Here is a 21,488-nt window from a genome sequence, read left to right as displayed (position 1 = left end):
TCAATGACTTTTGCCAAACCGCCTAAAGCTCAGTAAATTCAGCAAAGTTCAGGGTTTTGGGGGTTAGAGGCATGCTCTTCTTGCGCTCAAGCGAAAGATTGCTGTGATCAATGCTGCTTTTTGCCCGATTGATAAGGGATCCCCAAAAGCTTGTCAGGGGGTGATCTGGAACTCCAGGTTGTAGGTTTGGAGTAAGTTTATGGTTTCGTGATCGGTGATGTTGGTGTCGGCCAGCTCCAAGTTGTAGAAATCGATGAACTCTTCGTGGTCAAAATAGGGGCCGGCATGCCAGGTACCCATCTCCAGTTTGATAAAGCGATCCCCAGGCACCCGAAAGGCTTGAATCTGATCGACGTGCAGCTCATCGGCAGGGGGTGCAACACCAATAAACCACTCCTTGCCATTGAGGGATCCCAGGCACTGGGTGCAGCGGATATGGTGGGTGATCTGAGTAAACTTGAGGCCGCGGCGAGGCAAGCGCATGATGTAAAAGCGGGGCTGCCCTTGATTCAAGAACAACTGAGCATCTTGACTGTCGAAGGGTTTGTGATCGGGAGTGGGGCAAATGACCTGTCCGTAGGGGGCAAAGTTTTCCGGTTCAGCGAGATGGGCCTTCAGTTGGCGCAATTGGCTGGTCACCCTGCTCTTCTCCTTTGCGTTTGACGAGCTGTCTTGTGTCTCACTGTTGCCCTACAACGTGAGCACGAGGGCGTGAAGACGCAAACAGCCCAGCGAACCCCATTCTATCGAGACTTGGCCAGGCAGCTTCCCTTCTGGGAAGGGATCCCTGAGCAAGCCCAAGCTGCTCAAGGTCGCAAGTACAATGGGAAAACTTCCCAGCCTCAGCAGAGCGAATGGCGATGCAGCGGGACTTGCAAGAGCTGATCATCTCCCCAGCTCAAGTGCAAAACCTCTCTCAAGTGCCGGTGGCTTGGTTGTATCGGCCTCGGCCCGTTCGTCGTTTTAAAGACCGTCTGCGCCAGTTCTCCGCCTTCTGGGATCTCCTACGCTTGCTGGTGACGCTGGACTTGTTCTTGCGTTTCTTGACCTTCTGGACAGGGGGATCCCTACTTACCCTGGTGGGGCGGATTTGGATCCCTGGCCTACAGGCCACTTGGGGCACTTGGCTGGTGGAATGGGGGATCCTGGCGGCTATTGCCGCCCTGGGCCAAGCCTATTGGATTTTCCGCAGCCGTCGCATGCCGCTGCTGTTGAACTTGCTGGGGGAAGTGGATCGCTACAACCGAATCATCCAGGCCATCCACGTCAACGACCAGTTGGTGGAAGCGGGCAACCCCGAGGTGAAGCTGGCCCAGAGGGCTGAGGTGATCGAAGCGCTGAAGCTGACCCGGGCCGATCTCATTCGCGCCTTGAAAACCGAACGGATCTTGCGGCAAAACGAAGACCTGATCGAGCAGCAGAGCGAGTTCTTCGGCGATAACTTGGCAGCGTTGACGGCCCTACAGGTGAGCGAGCAGGCCAGCGAACAGGGTCGTATCCTAGAGACTGCTTTACAGATTGCTTTGCAGGTGCGCTCCCAAATCCGCCGTTTGCAAGAGCGAGAAGCCAACCAGGCCCCAAGCAGGGATCCAGACACCATTAGGGAAGATAGGCAGGATACAGACGGCAACTCGGATTGGCAATGAGCCTTTTGGCCCGCTCCCTCAACTACGCCCAGAACCACAGCGACATGCTGTTTCAAGCTTTCGTCCAACACCTACAACTGGTGGCGGTGCCTTTGGGAATGGGGCTGCTGTTGGGTTTGCCGCTGGGCTTTTTCAGCTCCCGCTCCCAGATGCTTTCTCTGGTGGTGATCAATGCGTTTAGCAGCCTGCGGGTGATTCCCAGCTTGGCCATTTTGTTCTTGGCTATCCCCTATTTTGGCCTCAGCTTCCGTTCGGCAGTCGTCGCGCTAACCCTCCTGGCTTTGCCCCCCATTCTGATCAGCACGGATGTGGCCTTCCGCAGCCTTGAGCCGGCCCTGCGGGAAGCTGCCCTGAGCATGGGCATGACTCCTGGCCAGGTACTGCGGCACGTGGAGATCCCTTTGGCCCTACCGGTGATCTTGGCTGGTGTTAAAACCGCTACCATTGAGGTGATTGCCAGTGCTACGCTAGCAGCGTTTATCGGCGCGGGAGGGCTGGGTACTTTCATCACCCTGGGGTTTGCCCTCTACGACAACGCCATCCTGCTGGTGGGGGCGGTTCCAGTGGCCCTTCTGGCCATTGCAGCGGAAGTTGGCCTGGGGGCTTTGCAGCGGGCTTTGGAACCTCCCCGAGCTTGAGGTTTTGCGAGGGATCCCATGCTGTCTTCCTCTGGTTCTTCTGAAGTGCGATCCCGGTGGCCTTTCCGCTCCATTCCTTTGCGGGTAGGGCTGCTAGCACCCTTAATGCTGGCAGTGGTGGGGGGAGTAGGGGGGGTAGCCTATCTCGCCTGGCGGTCTGGGCAAGAGATGGCGCTACAGTTGGCCGAACACCTGAAGCGGGAAGCTACCCACCAGACCGAAGAGCACCTCAGCCGCTATTTGCAAGTTCCCCCTCGCATCAACGCCCTCAATCAAAGCCTCGTGAGAGGGGAGCTGCTGCCCGATTTGACGACACCCAGCCCAGCCGATCTAGAGGTTTTGGAAGCTCACTTTGCCCGCCAGTTGCAGCTCTTTCCTGAGCTCAGCTATATCGGCTTTGTCTCTGCTCAGGGGGGATTTGTTACCGCCCGCCGTCACGCCGACGGATCAATTTGGACTTACCATACACTCGGCCTGTTGCCGGGATCCGCCCAGGGCCGCCAACGGGATCCAGAGACAGGGGATCCCACTGGCCTGAGGAGGCAGTTAGGCTTTGTGGATCTGAGGCAGTTGTTCTGGTTTCCCCAGCTCCTGCAGCCGGAAGGGATCCGCGACACTTGGGTGGTAACCCGATTTTTTGCCGAGTCTTCCACCCAGGAGGCGGAGCGGCTGATCGTGACGTCCCTATCCCTGACCGACTCGGAGGGACGGGTTTATGGCAGCTTGGTGGCTTCCCTGTCCATTGCGCAGCTTCAAGCCTTCCTGGAGCGGCTAGAAGGCCGTTCTCCTGCAGAGGTGAGTTTTCTGCTGGACGAGGAAGGACAGGTGGTGGCCAGTACGGCGGGGCCTGCTCCCCATCCGCTGCTGGTGGCTGTGCAAGAGCAGGTGGGCTCCTGGGAGACGGCCTCTTCTCAGAATTCGCTGCGCCTCGTGGTTGGCGGGATCCCCTACTGGGCGGAGGTGGAGTCCGTTCAGAGTGAAGGGAGGCTGGGCTTTTATTTTGTGCATGGGATCCCAGAGGCAACCCTTCTGGCCAAAGTCCATCGGGGCGCCCAACAGGCTGCGCTGCTGGGGGGTGGGCTATTGCTGAGCATGCTGGGGACAGGGATCCTCCTCGGCGAAGCTCTCTCCCGTCCCCTGCGCCGCCTCACCCAAATCGCCGAGCAATTTATCCAAAGCGGCTTCCAGCCCTGGCCCCCTTTGGATCCCGGCCCCATCCAGGAGGTGCAGACGCTAACCAAAGCCTGGCAGCAGGCGGCAGCAGCTCAGCAGGCCCTGCTGGATCGTCTGTGGCAGCAGCAGCAAGAATACCGCGCCGTGGTGGAGCAGCAGACGGAGCTCATTTGTCGCTCTTGGCCCGATACCTGCATCACCTATGTCAATCCTGCCTATTTGCGCTTCTTCGGTCAGCGGGCAGAGGAGGTGGTGGGCCAACCTTGGCGGGATCGGCTGCCGGAAGAAGAGCGGGAGGAAGTGTTGCAAGCTTTTGCCGCCCTCACTCCTGAAAGTCCCTTTTACAGCAGCGAGCGGGAGTACCCCGGAGAAAACGGCCAGTCCCGCTGGATTAGCTGGGTAGATCAGGGCATTTTCGACAGCCGAGGCCGCCTGGTGGAGATCCTGTCGGTGGGGCGCGAGATCACCGAGCAAAAGCGGGCAGAACAACAGTTGCAAGCCCTCAACCGGGAGCTAGAAGCCCAGGTGGAGCTGCGCACGGCCAAGCTGCAGCAAGCCTTGCATTTTGAGGGGGTGCTGCGCGCCATCAGCAGCCGGATGGTGGTCAGCCTAAACGAGGGGGAAATTCTTGAAGAAGTGGTCAGAGCCCTTGCCGAGGCACTAGGCCTAACCTGCTGCCAAGTCTTGGTGCTTTTAGAAGATGGGTCAACCTGGATCCCCGGCTACTGCTACTCCCCCCTTCTCTCTTCTGATGCAGCTCAGGGCGACAGGGCGGATCCCTTGCATGGCCGAGACTACGCCAGCGACCCGGAGTTCTTGCGCCTGCTGCAGTCCCATTCTTCCTCACAGCAGAAATGGGAAATCCACTGCTGTTGTCGGAAGGAAGGACGCTGGGTGCGGCTGCTGGCCTGCACCCTTTGGGACAAAGAGAAGCGGCTGGGAGCTTTGCTGTTGGAGCGGCTGCCGGAGCAAGAGTTTTCCGAAGACGAGATTCAACTGGCCTATCAGGTGGCCAACCTATGTGCCCTGGCCATCCGCCAAGCCCGTTTGTACCAAGCAGCCCAAGCGCAGGTGAAGGAATTGGAGCGGCTGAATCTGCTGAAGGATGATTTCCTCAGCACCGTCTCGCACGAGCTGCGCACCCCCCTGACCAATGTGCGCATGGCCTTGCAAATGCTGCAAATGACCCGCGATAACCCCGAGAAACAGCGGCACTACTTCACCATTGCCCTGAAAGAGTGCAACCGGCAAATCGAGCTCATTAACGACCTGCTGGATATGCGACGGCTGGAAGCCGGGACGTATCTGCTGCAACCAGAGAATATTTTTCTGCCGCGGTATTTACAAGATTTGCTGGCCGGGGCTCAGCCTTTGGCCCAAGCCAAACATCAACACCTGCAACTGCACCTGGAGGCAGGGATCCCCTCGCTTTGGGCCGACCCCACCTGCTTGGGGCGCATTCTGCGCGAGCTGCTGCACAACGCCATCAAGTACACGGATCCTGAGGGATCCATCCACCTGCGGGTTGTCTCAGAAGGAGAGGGGATCCTCTTCGTCTGCAGCAACAGCAGCGAGATCCCAACAGCAGAGCTGCCCCGCATCTTCGAGAAGTTCTACCGGATCCCGCAATCGGATCGCTGGAAGCACGGCGGCACCGGCCTGGGGCTGGCTTTGGTGAAGCAACTGGTGGAGCATATGGGGGGGAATATCTCCGTCAACAGCTCGGACGGATGGACCCACTTCCAAGTTTGGTTGCCCCAAGGTGAGGATCCTGCTCCGCCATTGCCCGGCCCACCCCCAATGTCAGAAGACCTCCCCTTTTGGAAAGAGGCTGGGGGTGAGGGGCATACCTGACCCCTATCCCGGCAAGACTTGTTGCTGCCAGAGGGCCTCCAGTTGCACCGTGTATTCGGAGTTCACGATGGGCACTGCCCCGGCAATGGCCTCTTGAATGGGGATCCCGGCAGCAGCCTCCAGCTGGGCAAAAGCTGTTTGGTAGTCGGCAGACAACCGGCTGACATCGATGAGCGGCAGATCCCCCCAGACCTCCGGCTTGAACTTTTCCAGCTGCCCCTCCGGGCTGGCCAAGACCTCTGCCAGGACCATTGCCCCCCAAGGATTGGCCGCATTAATGGGAATGGCTGTAAACGAGGGATCGATCAAGCTGGTGCCCGGGATCCCATAGGGGGTGGTGCTGGGGGGAAATTGGCCGTTGCCCTTGCGTAAGATCACCTGATCGATAAAGGTGGGGATGAGCCACACTTCGCCGTTGGCAAAAAGCTCCGCCAGGCGGGCAAAGGTGGGCGGGTAGGTTTGGCCCTGTCTCCACAGGAAGGGACCCAGCTTTCTCAGGTATTCCACCAGGGCAGGGGATTGTCGCGCCCAGAGATCGGCATCGAAGTCCGGCCCGCTGTACTGAGCATAGCCCCCGGTCACACCATAGAAGGCGCTCAACAAAAAGCGGCTGCCATGAAAATCCGGCGGGGCCACGTAGGTAAATCGCCCTGGGTTGGCCTCTGCCCAAGCCAACAGTTCGGCGTAGCTCTGGGGGGGCTTGGGCACCCGTTCGGCATCATAGGCCATTAAAAAGTAGTTGCCGGTGTAGGGTGCAGAATAGCCCTCGGTGGGCAGGCCAAAATCCGTTGCAATATCGGCGGGATCGTAGAAGGGCAAGCTGGGCAATTTCTCAGCAAAAGGGCCGAAGAGCAAATTCCCCTGCTTGAGGGTGCGGAAGTTGTTGCCATTGATCCAGATGAGATCGATGCTGCCGCCGCTGCGCAGCCCGGCCTGTACCTCCCCAATCACCTTGTTGACTGCTTCAACGGTATCCGTGAGCGGGATCCGGTTCAAGCGAATGCCATAACGCTCCTGCAACTGGCTTTTCACCCAGCCATCCACAAACCCATTGATGGCCTCACTGCCGCTCCACATGGCCCAGTTGACAGAGCTGCCCCGCGCCCGCTCCAGAATGTCTGCCCAGCTCAGGGATCCCAGATCCACCGTGTTCTGGGGGGCATTCTGGGCAAACGGAGAGCCTTGACTCAACGCCCAAGCTCCCAGAGATCCCAGGCCGGCCAATACCTGCCGCCGCTTCCAGAAACCGCTTTTGGGTTGCATAGCCTTGCCACCATCCTCGTCAAACTTTCAGGTTTCAGATTCAACTTAAACTCTCCCCTCTTCCTTGGGGAAAGGGGCCGGGGGTGAGGGATCCCCGCCAACCCCCACAGGCCACAGAGCCTCTGGCGGCAAATGGATCCACACTGCCTGCCCCGGCGCAAACACCTGATGGGGAGCCACCCAAGCCTGCAGACTGCCCCAAGGGGTTTGTAAGGTCAGCCGTCGCTGGGTGCCCGCAAAGCGTTCCGCCATCACCTGGGCCAAGAAAACATTGTCGGCCAAGCCGGGCGGCTGGGGAAGCACCTGCACCTGTTCCGGACGCACCGTCAGCCGCACCTGACCTTGGAGTGGCGCGGCGCTTTTCAAGAGGATCCCGTTGTTGAGGCGAAGCTGGTGACCCTCCGCCTGCGCATCGAAAAAATTGACCCCGCCAAAAAAGCGGGCAATGCGCTCGGAGCGCGGCTGCTGATAGAACTCCACAGGGGATCCCACCTGGTGTAGCTGCCCCTCAAACATCAGGCCGATGCGTTGGGCCATGGCTGTGGCTTCTGCTTGATCGTGGGTAACCAGCACCGTCGTCACCCCTGTTTCCGCCTGCAGCTCCAGGATGAGGGCCTGCATCTCTTGGCGCAGGTTGGCATCCAGGGCCGATAAAGGTTCATCCAACAGCAGCACCTTGGGCCGAATCACCAAAGCCCGCGCCAGGGCCACCCGCTGCGCTTGTCCGCCAGAGAGCTGGCTGGGCCGACGCTGAGCAAAGCCGGCCAATTGCACCCGCTCCAACATGCCCAAGGCGGCAGCCTCCCGCTCTGCCCGGGGAATACCCCGCATTTTCAGGCCAAAAGCGACGTTTTCCCCCACGCTCAGGTGGGGAAACAGGCGGCTGTGTTGGGACAGCAAAGTCACGCCGCGCCGTTCCGGCGGCAGAGGGTTGAGGGGGATCCCGTCCAGCCAGATTTCCCCCGGATAGGGCAAGGGATCCGGCTCCAGCAGGCCGGCGATGAGATTGAGGGTGGTGGACTTGCCGCAGCCCGACGGCCCCAGCAGGGCGAAGATCTCCCCTGCCTCCACGCTCAAAGACAAATCCCTGAGGACAGGGATCCCTCCCTTGTGGAAGCGCTTGCTGAGGTGGCGGAGAACAAGGTGGCCCATGCTTGAGTTACCGGTCAACCTCCCAAGGAGCTCTCAAGCTCTCCCAAATTAGAACACCCAAATTAGAACAGAAAATACCGCTGCGCCATGGGCAGCACCTCTGCCGGCTCGCAGGTGAGCAATTCTCCATCGGCCCGCACTTCATAGGTCTCCGGGTTCACCTCAATGTGGGGAGTGGCGGTATTGAGTTTCAAATCCGCTTTGCCGATCTCGCGGCAATTTTTCACCGCTACGGCCCGGCGCTGGATCCCCAGTTTTTCCGGGATCCCCAGGTCTAGGGCAGCCTGGGAGACAAAGAGGAGGCTGGTCTCGGTCAAGGCGCGGCCAAAGCTGCCGAACATGGGGCGAGGGTACACCGGCTGCGGGGTCGGAATGGAAGCATTGGGATCCCCCATCTGGGCGTAGGCGATCAGGCCCCCCTTCAGGACGATTTCCGGCTTAACCCCAAAAAAGGCCGGCTTCCATAGACACAGATCCGCCAGCTTTCCCACCTCCACCGACCCGATGACGTGGCTGAGTCCTTGGGCGATGGCGGGGCAGATGGTGTACTTGGCTACGTAACGCTTGGCCCGGAAGTTGTCGTTGCGGCTGCTGTCTTGTGGCAAAGGCCCCCGCTGCACCTTCATCTTGTGAGCCGTCTGCCAAGTGCGGATGATTACCTCCCCCACCCGGCCCATGGCCTGCGAGTCGGAAGAGATGATGCTGAACACCCCCATGTCATGCAAGATGTCTTCGGCGGCAATGGTTTGGGGGCGAATGCGGCTTTCGGCAAAAGCAATATCCTCCGGCACATTCTTGCTCAGGTGGTGACACACCATCAGCATGTCCAGATGTTCTTCGATGGTGTTGCGGGTAAAGGGGCGGGTGGGATTGGTGGAGCTGGGCAGCACGTTGGGCTCCGAGGCAATGCGGATGATGTCGGGGGCATGCCCACCCCCGGCCCCTTCGGTGTGGAAGGTGTGAATGGTGCGGCCATTGATGGCGGCGATGGTATCTTCCACAAAAGCCGATTCATTTAAAGTATCGGTGTGGATGAGGGTTTGGACGTCGTACTCATCCGAGACTTGCAAACAGCTGTCGATCACCGCCGGCGTGGATCCCCAATCTTCATGGATCTTGAGGCCGCAGGCCCCCGCTTCCACCTGTTCCCGCAAAGCTGCGGGAAAAGCCGCGTTTCCCTTGCCAAAGAAGCCCAAATTGACGGGGAACCCCTCCGCCGCCTGCAACATCTTGCCCAAGTTCCAAGCTCCAGGGGTGCAGGTGGTGGCGTTGCTGCCTGTGGCCGGCCCAGTTCCGCCCCCCAAAAGGGTGGTCACTCCCGAGGCGATGGCAAACTCGCACAGCTGCGGACAGATGAAATGCACATGGGCATCGATCCCGCCCGCTGTCAGGATCAGGTTTTCCCCGGCAATCACCTCAGTGCTGGGGCCAACCACCATGCCCGGCGTCACCCCCGCTTGGATGTTGGGGTTGCCGGCTTTGCCAATGCCGACAATGTAGCCATCGCGAATGCCCACATCCGCCTTGACAATGCCCCACCAGTCCAGGATCAGGGCGTTGGTGATCACCAGATCCAAGGCCCCGTTGGCGCGGGTGGCCGTCGGCGATTGCCCCATGCCATCGCGGATGGTTTTGCCGCCCCCAAACTTAATCTCCTCGCCGTAGGTGGTGAAATCCTCCTCCACCTCGATGATCAGTTCGGTATCCGCCAGGCGCACCCGATCCCCTACGGTGGGGCCGTAGTTGCTGACGTATTGGCGACGGGGAATCTCTAGAGTCATAGGGTGGTATCTGCAAAAGGGCTGCCAGGGTTTTACCACACATCCCCACCCAGGGGATCCCTTGCTGCTTGTTGTCTGGTTTCAACCCTTCATTAGAACCCATTGGGTCGACTGAAAATTCGTTACATATATTTACATCTATGATCGAAAAACAATTGCCAATCGACTCCAGCCTCGATGGGACAAGGGATCCCTCGTTTAATTATTGTGAAGCAACTGAGGGCTCACAAACCCTGACCTATAATGCCAGGTAAGTCCTGCCCTGGGGGAATCTTCTGCCAAGGGGTAGGGATGCTTCGTTCCTTGTCGCAAGAGAGGAGTTCTTGATGACAACTACGCCAAAGGAGCGAGAGCCGAAGGTCAAGGTGTCGGTTGATGTGGATCCGGTTCCCACCTCATTTGAGAAATGGGCTAAGCCGGGCCACTTCGACCGCAGCCTATCCCGTGGCCCCAAGACCACGACCTGGATCTGGAACCTCCATGCTCTTGCTCATGACTTCGACAGTCACACCAGCGACTTAGAAGACGTCTCTCGTAAGATCTTTTCCGCTCACTTCGGCCACTTGGCAGTGGTTTTCGTCTGGCTGAGCGGCATGTACTACCACGGAGCTCAGTTCTCCAACTATTCTGCTTGGCTGGCGGATCCGATCAACGTCAAGCCCAGCGCCCAAGTGGTCTGGCCCATCTTCGGCCAAGAGATCCTGAATGGGGATGTGGGCGGCGGCTTCGAAGGGATCCGCATTACTTCTGGTCTATTTCACCTCTGGCGAGCTGCCGGCATCACCAATGAGTTTCAACTCCTCTGCACCGCCATCGGTGGCTTGGTGATGGCCGGGTTGTGCCTGTTCGCCGGCTGGTTCCACTACCACAAGCGGGCTCCCAAGCTGGAGTGGTTCCAAAATGTGGAATCGATGCTCAACCACCACCTGGCGGGCCTGCTGGGGCTGGGTTCTTTGGCCTGGGCCGGCCACCAAATCCACGTGGCCATTCCCATCAACAAGATGTTGGATGCGGGCGTGCCGGCTGACCAGGTGCCTTTGCCCCACGAGTTCATCCTCAAGCCCGCCTTGATGAAGGAGATGTTCCCCAGCGTGGATTGGGGCATCTTCAGCGGGGTGGTGCCCTTCTTTACCTTGGATTGGGGCAAATACGCGGAGTTCCTCACCTTCAAGGGTGGCCTGGATCCGCAAACGGGCGCCCTCTGGCTAACCGACCAAGCCCACCACCACTTGGCCATTGCCGTGCTCTTTATCGTGGCCGGCCACATGTACCGCACCAACTGGGGCATTGGCCACTCCATTAAAGAGATCCTGGAAGCCCACAAAGGCCCCTTCACCGGCGAAGGCCACAAGGGCCTCTACGAAGTGCTCACCACCTCTTGGCATGCCCAGCTGGCCATCAACCTGGCCATGGTGGGATCCCTAAGCATCATCGTGGCCCAGCACATGTACGCCATGAACCCCTACCCCTACATGGGCATTGACTACGCCACCCAGATCTCCCTGTTTACCCACCACATGTGGATAGGGGGCCTGTTTATCGTTGGCGGCGCTGCCCACGGGGCCATCTACATGGTTCGCGATTATGACCCGGCGGTGAACCGCAACAACGTGTTGGATCGGGTATTGCGCCACCGCGACGCCATCATCAGCCACCTCAACTGGGTGTGTCTGTTCTTGGGCTTCCACGCCTTTGGCTTCTACGTCCACAACGACACCATGCAGGCCCTGGGTCGTCCGCAGGACATGTTCTCGGACACCGGCATCCAACTGCAGCCCATCTTTGCCCAGTGGATCCAGTCGCTGCACACTTCGGCCATTGCCAGCACCGCTCCCTATGTGGGCGCCTCGGTTAGCCCCATCTTTGGTGGCGACGTGGTGGCTGTGGGTGGCAAGGTGTCCATGATGCCCATGGTGCTGGGCACGGCGGACTTCATGGTGCACCACATCCACGCCATGACCATCCACATTACGGTGCTGATCCTGCTCAAGGGGGTGTTGTTTGCCCGCTCTTCCCGGTTGATCCCGGACAAAGGCAAATTGGGCTTCCGCTTCCCCTGCGATGGCCCGGGCCGCGGCGGCACCTGCCAGGTCTCCGGCTGGGATCACGTGTTCCTGGGGCTGTTCTGGATGTACAACTGCATCTCCATCGTGATCTTCCACTTCAGCTGGAAGATGCAGAGCGACATCTGGGGCACCGTCAACGCCGATGGCACGATTGAGCACATCACCGGCGGCAACTTTGCCACCAGCGCCATTAACATCAACGGCTGGTTGCGGGACTTCCTGTGGGCGCAATCGGTGCAGGTGATCAACTCCTACGGCTCGGCTCTGTCGGCTTATGGGCTGCTCTTCTTGGGCGCTCACTTTGTCTGGGCCTTCAGCCTGATGTTCCTGTTCAGCGGTCGCGGCTACTGGCAGGAGCTGATTGAGTCCATCGTTTGGGCCCACAACAAGCTAAAAGTCGCTCCGGCCATTCAACCCCGCGCTCTGAGCATCATTCAGGGTCGGGCGGTCGGTGTGGCCCACTACCTGTTGGGAGGGATCGTCACCACCTGGGCGTTCTTCCTGGCACGGTTCGGCGCACTCGGCTAAGGCAAGGAGGAAGAGAGAATCATGACAACTGCAACTCGTTTTCCCCAATTCAGCCAAGACCTGGCCAGCGATCCCACCACGCGTCGGCTGTGGTATGGCATTGCCACCGCCCACGACTTCGAGACCCACGATGGCATGACGGAGGAGCGGCTTTACCAAAAGCTGTTCGCCACCCACTTTGGCCATCTGGCAATCATCTTCCTGTGGGCCTCCGGCAACGTCTTCCACATCGCCTGGCAAGGCAACTATGAGCAATGGGTAGCCAACCCCACGGGTGTCACCCCCATCGCCCACGCCATCTGGGATCCCCACTTTGGCAAGGCAGCGGTGGAAGCCTTTACCCAACCGGGGGGCGGCGGCCCCGTCAACGCGGCCTACTCTGGCCTGTACTACTGGTTCAACACCATTGGCCTGCGCACCAACGGCGATCTCTACGCCGGTGCCATTGGCCTGTTGTTGTTGGCGGCGGTGTTTCTGTTTGCCGGCTGGCTGCACCTGCAGCCCCGCTTCCGGCCTAGCCTGAGCTGGTTCAAGAACGCTGAAGCCCGTCTCAACCACCACCTGGCCGGCTTGTTTGGGGTCAGTTCCCTGGCTTGGACTGGTCACCTGGTACACGTCGCCATCCCCGAGTCCCGCGGGCAGCACGTAGGCTGGGACAACTTCCTTACCACTCTGCCCCACCCGGCAGGTCTGAAGCCCTTCTTTACCCTCAACTGGGGGGTGTATGCCCAGAACCCGGACACGGCCAACCATGTCTGGGGCACGGCAGAAGGGGCGGGCACGGCCATCCTCACTTTCTTGGGTGGCTTTAACCCCAACACCCAGTCCCTGTGGCTGACGGACATGGCCCACCACCACCTGGCCATCGCGGTGATCTTCATCGTGGCCGGCCACATGTACCGCACCAACTGGGGCATTGGCCATAGCATCCGGGAGATCCTTGGCGCCCACAACCCCCCCAAGGGCACTCCCTTCGGAGGCCTGCTGGGAGAAGGCCACAAAGGTCTCTACGACACGGTCAACAACTCCCTGCACTTCCAGTTGGCTCTGGCCTTGGCCTGTCTGGGGGTGGTGACCTCGCTGGTGGCGCAGCACATGTACGCCCTTAACCCCTACGTGTTCATGTCCATGGATCACACCACGGAGGCGGCTCTCTACACCCATCACCAGTACATTGCTGGCTTCTTGATGGTGGGGGCGTTTGCCCACGGGGCCATCTTCCTGGTGCGGGACTACGATCCTGAGGCCAACAAGAACAACGTGCTGGCGCGGGTGCTGGATCACAAGGAAGCGATTATCTCCCACCTCAGCTGGGTATCGCTGTTCCTGGGCTTCCACACCCTGGGGCTGTACGTCCACAACGACGTCATGCAGGCCTTTGGCACGCCGGAGAAGCAGATCTTGATCGAGCCGGTGTTTGCTCAGTTCATCCAGGCCTCTCACGGCAAGATGATCTACGGCATGGATGTGTTGTTGTCCAACCCCGACAGCCTTGCTTCTACCGCTTGGCCCAACTACGGCAACGTGTGGCTGCCGGGCTGGCTGCAAGCCATTAACGACCCCAATGGGTTCCTCTTCCTGCCCATTGGCCCTGGGGACTTCCTGGTGCACCACGCCATTGCCCTGGGCCTGCACACCACCACCTTGATCTTGGTCAAGGGGGCGTTGGATGCCCGCGGCTCTAAGCTGATGCCGGACAAGAAGGACTTTGGCTACAGCTTCCCCTGCGACGGCCCGGGTCGAGGCGGCACCTGCGACATCTCCGCCTGGGATGCCTTCTACCTGGCCATGTTCTGGATGCTGAACACCATCGGCTGGGTTACCTTCTACTGGCACTGGAAGCAGCTTGGGGTTTGGAGCGGCAACACTGCCCAGTTCAACGAGAACTCCACCTACCTGATGGGCTGGCTGCGGGATTACCTCTGGGCCAACTCCGCCCAGTTGATCAACGGCTACAACCCCTACGGGATGAATAACCTGGCGGTTTGGGCCTGGATGTTCCTGTTCGGCCACCTGGTGTGGGCAACTGGGTTCATGTTCTTGATCTCCTGGCGCGGCTACTGGCAAGAGCTGATCGAGACCTTGGTGTGGGCGCACGAGCGCACTCCCTTGGCCAAGCTGATCCGCTGGAAGGATAAGCCGGTGGCCATGTCGATTGTCCAAGGTCGTCTGGTGGGTCTGGCCCACTTCACGGTGGGTTACGTGTTGACCTACGCGGCCTTTGTTATCGCCTCGACAGCCTCTCAGTCGGGGTAGCAAGCCCATAACCTGCTGAATAGGGATCCCTTGGCTGGTCCAGGGATCCCTTTTTTGTGGGTTGGTAGAGTGGTGATATGAAGTTTAGGGTCTGATGAGTTTGGTCGATGACTCTAGCCGCCCGATTGGATCCCTATATCAGGCGATATACCTTTGAGGAGTTTCATCGACTGATTGAGTCTGGACAGATTGAAGAGCCCAATCAGTTGGAGCTGATTGACGGGCTCCTGGTTCAAAAGATGACGAAAGGGGAGAGGCACGCCGCCTACTGTAGCCGCCTGTACCGACTGTTGGTGGGCCTTGTGCAGGAGCAAGCTATTGTGCGCACCCAGGATCCGGTGCAACTGCCCCCCAATCACGAGCCAGAGCCCGACTTTGCCATTGTGCGCTTTCAGCAGGATGAGTACCGCTCTCGGCATCCTCAGCCCGAAGACATCTATCTCATCATCGAAGTGGCTGATTCTTCCCTTACCTATGATCGGGAAGTCAAACTCGGACTCTACGCCAAAGCCGGGATCCCCAACTACTGGATCTTGAACTTGCAGGAGAACTGCCTAGAGGCTTACAGCTTGCCAACGGAGTCGGGAGTTTACCAGAAAAGAGAGGCTTACACCCCCAAGGAAAAAGTTGGGATCCCTGGGATCCTGGCTGGAGAGTTGAGTCTGGATCAGGTTTTTTCCATCGGTTAAGGCAGGGATCCCTTGCCGGCAGATCGAATCTTGGCTGGCAGGAGTATTGTGGGTGGAGAAGAGTTGAGAGGGATTGCCGGTGGCGACAGCGGGAAGGGGTTCTCGAAGCTACGACGCGGTGGTGATTGGGGCCGGGCACAACGGGCTGGTGAGCGCTTGCTATTTGGCCAAAGCGGGGCAAAAAGTGCTAGTGCTGGAGCGCTATCACACCGTTGGTGGGGCTGCCATTACGGAAGAAATTCACCCAGGCTTTCGCGTGTCGGTGGCTTCCTACTCCTGTAGTTTGCTGCGCCCGGAGATCATCCGCGATCTGCGCCTGCCGGACTATGGCTTTGAGGTCTATGCCAAGCAACCTTCCTATTTCATGCCTTTCCCGGATGGGCAGCACCTCTTCCTGTATGCCGATAACCGCGCCAAGAGCAAAGCGGAAATTGCCAAGTTTTCCCGCAAAGATGCGGAAGCCTACGACCGCTGGGAGGAGTTTTGGGATCGGGTGAACGAGGTGGTGGAGCCAACTTTGATGCAGCCGCCGATTTCACTGGGCCAACTGGCGGATCGCTTTGCAGCCGCCGGGTATGAGGACGATTTCCGCCGCATTATGCTTCTCTCGACCACTGATCTCCTGGATGAGTTCTTCGAGTCGGAGCAGGTCAAGGCGGCGATGGCTCCCCAATCTTTGATCGGCACCTCAGCCGGGCCGATGACTCCAGGTACGCCCTACATCTGGCTAGTCCATGCGGTAGGTCGGGCTATTGGCTCGCGTGGGGTCTGGGGCTATGTGCGCGGTGGGATGGGATCCATTACCCAAGCAATGGCCAAGGCAGCTCTGGACTTAGGGGTGGAGATCCGCACGTCTGCTCCAGTGGCGGAGATCTTGATGGAGAGTGGGCAGGCCGCTGGGGTTATCCTCGAATCGGGGGAAACCGTGCGGGCGCGGGCGGTTCTCTCCAATGCCCATCCCCAAATCACTTTTTTGCGACTCTGCTCCTCTTTGCCCCCAGACTTGCGTGACCGGCTAGAACGGCACTACCGCACCTCAGGCCCGGTGTACAAGCTCAACTTGGCCCTGGAGGAGCTGCCCCGCTACACGGCGGCCCCTGCTGAAGTGCCCCCAGAAGTGGTCAGTTCCGCCACGGTAGACATTGCTCCCTCGGTGGCCTATCTGGAGCGGGCTTGGGATGATTGCAAATACGGGATCCCTTCCCGGGATCCGTTTATCGAGATCTACAGCCAATCCCCCACCGACCCGACAATGGCTCCCCCAGGCAAGCACATTCTCTCCTGCTTCTGCCAGTTTGTGCCTTACCAACCCAAAGGGCGAGATTGGAACGATGGCCTGCGGGAAGAATTTGCCGATCGGGTAATCGACAAAATTGCCCAATTTGCCCCCAACGTTAAAAACGCCGTGATCGCACGGCAGATGTTGTCGCCCGTGGATCTGGAGGCCCGCTTCGGCCTTGTGGGGGGCAGCATTTTTCACGGGGAAATGACGCCGGATCAAAGCTACAACCTGCGGCCCATCTCCGGCCTGGCCGACTATCGCTCCCCCATTCCCGGCCTTTACCTCTGCGGCTCAGGGGCGCACCCAGGAGGCGGAGTGACCGGGATCCCTGGCCACAACTGCGCACAGGTGGTGCTCAGCGATCTACCCAAGCTCTGACCGACGAAAAGGCCAAGCCAGAGCGGATCCCTGCTCTGGGATCAAACGGGTTGCCTGGGTTACAGCCGCACCTCAGTTCCCTCAAAGAACCCACGGATGATCAAAATGGCCCCTTCCTGGCTAGCATCATTTCCTGGTTCATCCTCCGTACCGCCTTCAACGTTGCCGGTGGGGAACTCTTGTTCCAAAAACCACTGGCCGGAAATGCGCTCAGCAGAGGTCGTTGAATCGAAGACAAGGTTCAGATTTCCTCTTTGTGTTCCCCCACCAATATCAAGCCGGTTAAACGGCCCCGCCAATTGTGCTCCGGCCAGGGTACGGAAGACGAAATCTCCTGTGGTGGGCACAATGCCCTGAAGGATAACGGGCTCAGGGTTGCTTCCTTCCACGGGCGAGCCGGGTAAGGTACCTGTAGAACGCTCCGTGCGCAAGGAGAAAAAGTAATCAAAGACTGTTGGGGCACCCGGACGAGTGGGAACAGGTAACTGGGGAATCGGCGTGGGGAAAGGTCGCGGTGGCGGGCTGACCTGCACAAAGTTGAGAACTGTGCTGGTGTTGGCCGGATCAAACTCCGCTTGAACACGACCGTTCAACAGGCGCCGGATACGCACCAACTGGTTGGGCAAGATGTTGGGCCGAGTCGGATCCGGAGCGAACAGTACCGACTGCGTACCCACCTGGGCAGGACGATAGACAATCTCCGCCTGGTTGGGCCGGAAGTTTAGGCGTGCAAACAGAGCCAAGGCATCCTCAGGAGTGCCGTCGCCCGCAACCCCCCGCTGCCGCACCACAAAGCTGGCGGAGAAACTACCTGTCTGGAGAATGGCAGATACTCCTTCTGTTGGGTTCACGAAGCTTCCTGCTGGCGGGTTGCCACCTGGGCCAGGATCTTCATAGAGTACCCCCGTGGTGCGGACAATGAGAGAAGAATCTCCCTCTAGGACAACTTGGTTGCCATTCCTGTTCACCAAAATGCGGCGCACGGTGAGCGTTAAAACAGTGCCGTCATCTCGGATAGTCCTGAAGGTGGTATTCACCCGAATGCGCTGGTCGTTGGGGAGGGTTGAAACTGCAACCAGCCCGGCGATATTAAATTGCGTAGATAGCCTGCCGTCATTAGGGCCGAAGGCAATAAGATTCACCAGCGGTGTGGTTCGCCCAATTTGGATGGCCAGGGTGCTGGAGCGAAGGGTGGAGTCAATCGTCAAGTCACTGGCTGGGATCTCGTTCACAGGCAAGATGCGGGCTTCAACATTGGCGATGCGAGCTTCACCGCTGCCTTGGAGGGGGTTGGTGCGCACAGGGATCCCATTGTCAAACCTCGGATTGACGTAGTCCAACCGGAGGCTGGTGGTCTCCAGCACCGAGCCGGGGGTAAAGCGGTACTCCTGCGCCGAGACAAACGCCGTGGGATCCACCTGGACGGGCCCAGGCAAGGTCGGGGACTCATTAACCTCGCCGCAGCCGCCTAGCAGCAAGACTCCACACAAAACCGCTAATGAGCGACCTTTGAAGTTCATAAGGCACTTCCTCACACACCCTAATCTGGGGAAATCCACACACAAAATGGAGGGAAAGGCACCCAACCCCAACGCTACAGGTAAGCTGGCCGCCCCTGCTCGAGGCTATGATACCCCATATCTAGGGGATGGGCCATTTCCGGAAAAATTTCTTGGATTTGCTCTGCCGGTCGCTTGACAACGCCCTGGAATGCAGTAGAACTAACAGCAGTCATCCCCCTTTCAAACGGGATACCTCGTAATCTTGCTTGTCAATGTACAGGGGTAAATTCAGTGGATCCCGGCTGGACGCTGTCGGAAAGATTTGCTGTGGTGTGAGTGAGTGGAGACTTCCCCAATGAAACGACGTTCTGGCTCAGCCCTTGGCGGCGGTGGCCTTTCCCTTCTGGTAACTTGGGCTTCGCTGGCCCTGGTCACTGGTTGTAGCAGCGAGACTACTGGTGGGCTGCCGCCCCTCTTGACTGCCGACGGAGCTACACCCCCTCCGGTGGCGGTTGCCCCTACCATTTCACCCAACCTCACGCCCATCACCTTTCGCCCCGGGCCGGACTTCGCCCCCATCACGCCGCCGCCCATTCAGCCCGACTTACCGGATCCGCCGCAATTTGGGCCGGGGGGTGGTTTTGATGTCGATCAGCCGTCTGCATCGCTCTCTTACAGAGTGGACTTGACCAACCTGATTGTCCGAGGAACAATTGCGAGTGTAGACATTCAGGTCTTGAACATCACTTGTGGAACGGATGTTACCAGCGTAATCCGGCCTGAGGCCCTGAGTCAGTTTAGGAACCTGCTGATTGGGAGAGGCAACACGTTCACTGATGCTAACGGCTTCAACTTTAGCTACACGTTTCCAACGGATCCTAGGTTTTTCGATGACTTGAGGATTTTTTCAAAGGGAAGTAGGAGGATCGAGAACCAAGAAATACTGACAGGAGATGACATTGTTTTTGTCCTAACTATTAGAGATGCTTTTGGACAAGTTTTGCGGGTTGATGACTCAATTTTCAATCCAGGGGAAACTCGAAGCGAGGTTCGCGGCTCTGCAATTCCACCCTGTGGCAACCTTCCTCAGCCAACTCCCACTCCAACTCCTACTCCTCTGCCGCCTGTACCTACGCCTACCTCAGGCCCCACTCCTGTGCCAACGCCGGTTCCTGTGGGACCCTCGCCCCTGTTTGCTCGCTTCCTACTGCCCAATCCAGCGCCGGTCAATACACCTGTTACCCTCACCTTTGTAGTCGGTAACCGAGTGGCTGGCGCTATTCCCTTGAGTGGTCTCAGCTTCCAGGCAGTCTTGCCAGAGGGGCTGGTCGTGGCCAATCCTCCCACACCTGCCGGCATTGCCAATCCAAATACCTGCGGGGGCACTTTGGGCGCAATACCGGGAACAAGGATCATCAACCTTTCGGGCGGAGTTCTGGCAGCAGGTGCTACTTGCGAGGTGAACGTCTCCATTCAAGCAACGGCTCCTGGGATCTACACATTGCCGCTGCTATTTGTGTCGAACAATCAGACTCTACCCAGTGCAGCTCCTCCCATCAATCTGGTGGTTAATCCGTAACGGTGTTATTCGCTGCGAGTTCGGCCAACTCTGCAATGTCAACTTGGTGAGTGAAGGTGCGAGGAGATGAAGATCAAGAAGGATTGGTTGCACACTTTGGGCAGTATCTGGGCTGTTTTCTTCACCACAGCCAGTTTGATTGGCTGCCAACAGGCAAAGGAGGATAGGAGCGTAACCAGCCTTCTTCCTGGGCCAATAATCCCCCCTCAAACTCCTAGCGTGCCTACCGGAGGCACTGAGGTGGGTTTACCTCCTATAGCCCCAGGGATCCCTTTACCAACTCCTACCATTGCTATCCAACCTCCTCTCCCAGCCCCAACCATTCCTCCGATTCCCTCTCCTGCTCCTGTTCCCACCATTAAGGCGGAGATCCCTGTTCCTTTTACTCCTTTCCCTCCTCCTCCCCCCACTCCGTTCCCTGTTGAGAAAGTTAGCGTTACGCCGGAAAAAGTTGTGTTTGCGGAAGGCACAACTGTTGGTTCTACCGAAACTATAACCCTTACGCCTTCCAAAGCTCCTGCTAATGGCAGTTTGGTGTTGAAGGTGGAAAGCAATAACCCACAGGTGGTGGGTGTTTCTACAACAGCTGCCTCTTTCGTAACTGTTGTCATTCCACCGGGATCCGAGGATAAGCCCACAGTTACATTAACCCGTTTGATCCCGGCCACTCAGGAAGGCAATGCCACCATAATAGTTACCCGCGACCCTGCCACAACAGCTGTCAATTACCCGGTGGGCAGTGTGAATGTTCTTGTGCCGGTTAAGGTATTGCAGAAAGCGCCGCCTACCATTACGGTTACCCCTTCGACGATAGAGTTTCTCAATAATGACATAGTTGGGGCTACCAAGGTTGTCAGGGTCGAACTCGCAGCCCCTCCGATTGGTGGGCAGGTTGTTTTGGATGTCAGCGGAACTCCTAACCCCTTTGGGGCGGGCGCTCCGTTCACTGTTTCGACCTCTACTCTCCTCTTTAAGGAAGGTAGCAAAGGGCCTCAAGAATTCGGAGTTATTCGACTAACGGGCGGGGTATTCACTGGCTCCATCACTATTAAGCTTAACCCATCCTTAACTACTGCCAGCAACTTCCTGACCAGTGATATTAACTTTGTGATTCCTGTGAAATCAGCTGTAGGTTCTATCCAGCTTAAATATAGAGATTCAGTAGATTGCACCAACAACCTTCGTAAGCTAGTCATCGTAAGTCCAGAAATTACCATCCAAGGTGGAGTCCTTAGCCCCCTAACTTTCAAGGCAGAGCCTGAACCTCCACCGCCAGCTGGCTTTTCGTTTGACAGGCTAACGGGGGCAATCAAGGTGCAGTGTCCAGACACCACAGACGCTCCTCCCATTGGCTCTACTCTCTTGACATTGGTGACTGTTACGGACTCTTCTAGTCCTCCTATCTCGGCGCAGGCACGTGTGAACATTACAGTTAAGTAGACGATACATGCCTGGCTTGTATGAATGTCCAAGACCATCTTGGGTGAGACTGTTGAGCTACACCCAATCGGCTTTTCTTTTGCTGCACTGGTAACGGTTACTAACTCTTCGACTCCCCCAATTGCAGCTCAGAAGTTTGCAGCGGTCAAAGTCGAGTAGCAAATATCGCCTCTAAGAAATCTGTGCAAAGCTAGGAGGGGGTGATGGAACTGATCACATCAAATCCAAAGTCCCCAGCGTGTCTCCTCAGGGGCTGGGCGC

General features: G+C 58.2%; 14 protein-coding genes. 9 read left to right on the top strand and 5 right to left on the bottom strand.

Going from position 1 to position 21,488, the window contains the following annotated elements:
- Window positions 1-153: 153 nt before the first annotated feature.
- Window positions 154-639 (bottom strand): ureidoglycolate lyase, encoded by a 486-nt coding sequence (locus NW828_RS06445; protein ID WP_011431703.1) that lies wholly within the window; start codon window positions 637-639, stop codon window positions 154-156.
- Between the two features lie 215 nt (window positions 640-854).
- Here NW828_RS06445 and NW828_RS06440 point away from each other — a divergent pair, with 215 nt between their 5' ends.
- From NW828_RS06440 to NW828_RS06430, 3 genes are read left to right on the top strand one after another with little or no spacing between them, the layout of a single operon-like run.
- The gene (locus tag NW828_RS06440) at window positions 855-1,646 is read left to right on the top strand and encodes a hypothetical protein (protein WP_414382598.1); all 792 of its coding nucleotides are present in this window, start codon (window positions 855-857) and stop codon (window positions 1,644-1,646) included.
- Complete coding sequence (locus NW828_RS06435; RefSeq protein ID WP_414382596.1) at window positions 1,643-2,284, top strand: ABC transporter permease; 642 nt, start codon at window positions 1,643-1,645, stop codon at window positions 2,282-2,284. The genes NW828_RS06440 and NW828_RS06435 overlap by 4 nt, the downstream gene beginning before the upstream one ends.
- Window positions 2,285-2,302: 18 nt before the next feature.
- Window positions 2,303-5,311: an ATP-binding protein gene (locus NW828_RS06430; protein WP_414382593.1), complete on the top strand. Its 3,009-nt coding sequence runs from the start codon at window positions 2,303-2,305 to the stop codon at window positions 5,309-5,311.
- A gap of 3 nt (window positions 5,312-5,314) precedes the next feature.
- Here NW828_RS06430 and NW828_RS06425 read toward each other — a convergent pair whose 3' ends face one another.
- The 3 genes from NW828_RS06425 to ureC all read right to left on the bottom strand — a co-directional run bounded on the left by NW828_RS06425 (window position 5,315) and on the right by ureC (window position 9,507).
- Complete coding sequence (locus NW828_RS06425) at window positions 5,315-6,574, bottom strand: ABC transporter substrate-binding protein (protein ID WP_414382591.1); 1,260 nt, start codon at window positions 6,572-6,574, stop codon at window positions 5,315-5,317.
- 45 nt (window positions 6,575-6,619) lie between these two features.
- Window positions 6,620-7,726, bottom strand: coding sequence for an ABC transporter ATP-binding protein (locus NW828_RS06420; protein WP_414382588.1), 1,107 nt, complete (start codon window positions 7,724-7,726; stop codon window positions 6,620-6,622).
- A gap of 62 nt (window positions 7,727-7,788) precedes the next feature.
- Entirely contained in the window at window positions 7,789-9,507 is a 1,719-nt protein-coding gene (ureC, locus tag NW828_RS06415; RefSeq protein WP_414357699.1) for an urease subunit alpha, read from the bottom strand.
- Between the two features lie 326 nt (window positions 9,508-9,833).
- Between ureC and psaA the strand changes: the two genes are divergently transcribed.
- From psaA to NW828_RS06395, 4 genes are all read left to right on the top strand, one after another.
- Complete coding sequence (psaA, locus tag NW828_RS06410; RefSeq protein ID WP_414382582.1) at window positions 9,834-12,101, top strand: photosystem I core protein PsaA; 2,268 nt, start codon at window positions 9,834-9,836, stop codon at window positions 12,099-12,101.
- Window positions 12,102-12,122: 21 nt separating this feature from the next.
- The gene (psaB, locus tag NW828_RS06405; protein WP_414382580.1) at window positions 12,123-14,357 is read left to right on the top strand and encodes a photosystem I core protein PsaB; all 2,235 of its coding nucleotides are present in this window, start codon (window positions 12,123-12,125) and stop codon (window positions 14,355-14,357) included.
- Between the two features lie 107 nt (window positions 14,358-14,464).
- A complete protein-coding gene (locus tag NW828_RS06400) occupies window positions 14,465-15,046 on the top strand; it encodes a Uma2 family endonuclease (RefSeq protein ID WP_414382577.1) in 582 nt (193 codons plus the stop codon).
- A 79-nt stretch (window positions 15,047-15,125) separates the two neighbouring features.
- Window positions 15,126-16,706 (top strand): phytoene desaturase family protein, encoded by a 1,581-nt coding sequence (locus NW828_RS06395; protein ID WP_414382601.1) that lies wholly within the window; start codon window positions 15,126-15,128, stop codon window positions 16,704-16,706.
- A gap of 59 nt (window positions 16,707-16,765) precedes the next feature.
- On the opposite strand, the gene NW828_RS06390 is transcribed toward NW828_RS06395, so the two are convergent.
- Window positions 16,766-18,142, bottom strand: coding sequence for a hypothetical protein (locus NW828_RS06390; protein WP_414382574.1), 1,377 nt, complete (start codon window positions 18,140-18,142; stop codon window positions 16,766-16,768).
- A 1,240-nt stretch (window positions 18,143-19,382) separates the two neighbouring features.
- On the opposite strand from NW828_RS06390, the gene NW828_RS06385 reads away from it, so the two are divergent.
- Together NW828_RS06385 and NW828_RS06380 are read left to right on the top strand one after the other, a co-directional pair.
- The gene (locus tag NW828_RS06385; RefSeq protein WP_414382571.1) at window positions 19,383-19,787 is read left to right on the top strand and encodes a hypothetical protein; all 405 of its coding nucleotides are present in this window, start codon (window positions 19,383-19,385) and stop codon (window positions 19,785-19,787) included.
- Window positions 19,788-20,240: 453 nt separating this feature from the next.
- Entirely contained in the window at window positions 20,241-21,227 is a 987-nt protein-coding gene (locus NW828_RS06380) for a hypothetical protein (RefSeq protein WP_414382569.1), read from the top strand.
- Window positions 21,228-21,488 lie beyond the last annotated feature (261 nt).

Origin of the sequence: Synechococcus sp. W55.2, from assembly GCF_047461635.1 — a bacterium.
Taxonomy (GTDB): domain Bacteria; phylum Cyanobacteriota; class Cyanobacteriia; order Thermostichales; family Thermostichaceae; genus Thermostichus.
Note: the sequence above shows the minus strand (reverse complement) of the source record. Positions and strands in the feature narration are given on the sequence as shown.

What these genes read in the sequence shown, in the direction of transcription:
- NW828_RS06440 (WP_414382598.1), top strand. Translation starts at nt 855, where the DNA reads ATGGCGATGCAGCGGGACTTGCAAGAGCTGATCATCTCCCCAGCTCAA.
- NW828_RS06435 (WP_414382596.1), top strand. Translation starts at nt 1,643, where the DNA reads ATGAGCCTTTTGGCCCGCTCCCTCAACTACGCCCAGAACCACAGCGAC.
- NW828_RS06430 (WP_414382593.1), top strand. Translation starts at nt 2,303, where the DNA reads ATGCTGTCTTCCTCTGGTTCTTCTGAAGTGCGATCCCGGTGGCCTTTC.
- NW828_RS06425 (WP_414382591.1), bottom strand. Translation starts at nt 6,574, where the DNA reads ATGCAACCCAAAAGCGGTTTCTGGAAGCGGCGGCAGGTATTGGCCGGC.
- NW828_RS06420 (WP_414382588.1), bottom strand. Translation starts at nt 7,726, where the DNA reads ATGGGCCACCTTGTTCTCCGCCACCTCAGCAAGCGCTTCCACAAGGGA.
- ureC (WP_414357699.1), bottom strand. Translation starts at nt 9,507, where the DNA reads ATGACTCTAGAGATTCCCCGTCGCCAATACGTCAGCAACTACGGCCCC.
- psaA (WP_414382582.1), top strand. Translation starts at nt 9,834, where the DNA reads ATGACAACTACGCCAAAGGAGCGAGAGCCGAAGGTCAAGGTGTCGGTT.
- psaB (WP_414382580.1), top strand. Translation starts at nt 12,123, where the DNA reads ATGACAACTGCAACTCGTTTTCCCCAATTCAGCCAAGACCTGGCCAGC.
- NW828_RS06400 (WP_414382577.1), top strand. Translation starts at nt 14,465, where the DNA reads ATGACTCTAGCCGCCCGATTGGATCCCTATATCAGGCGATATACCTTT.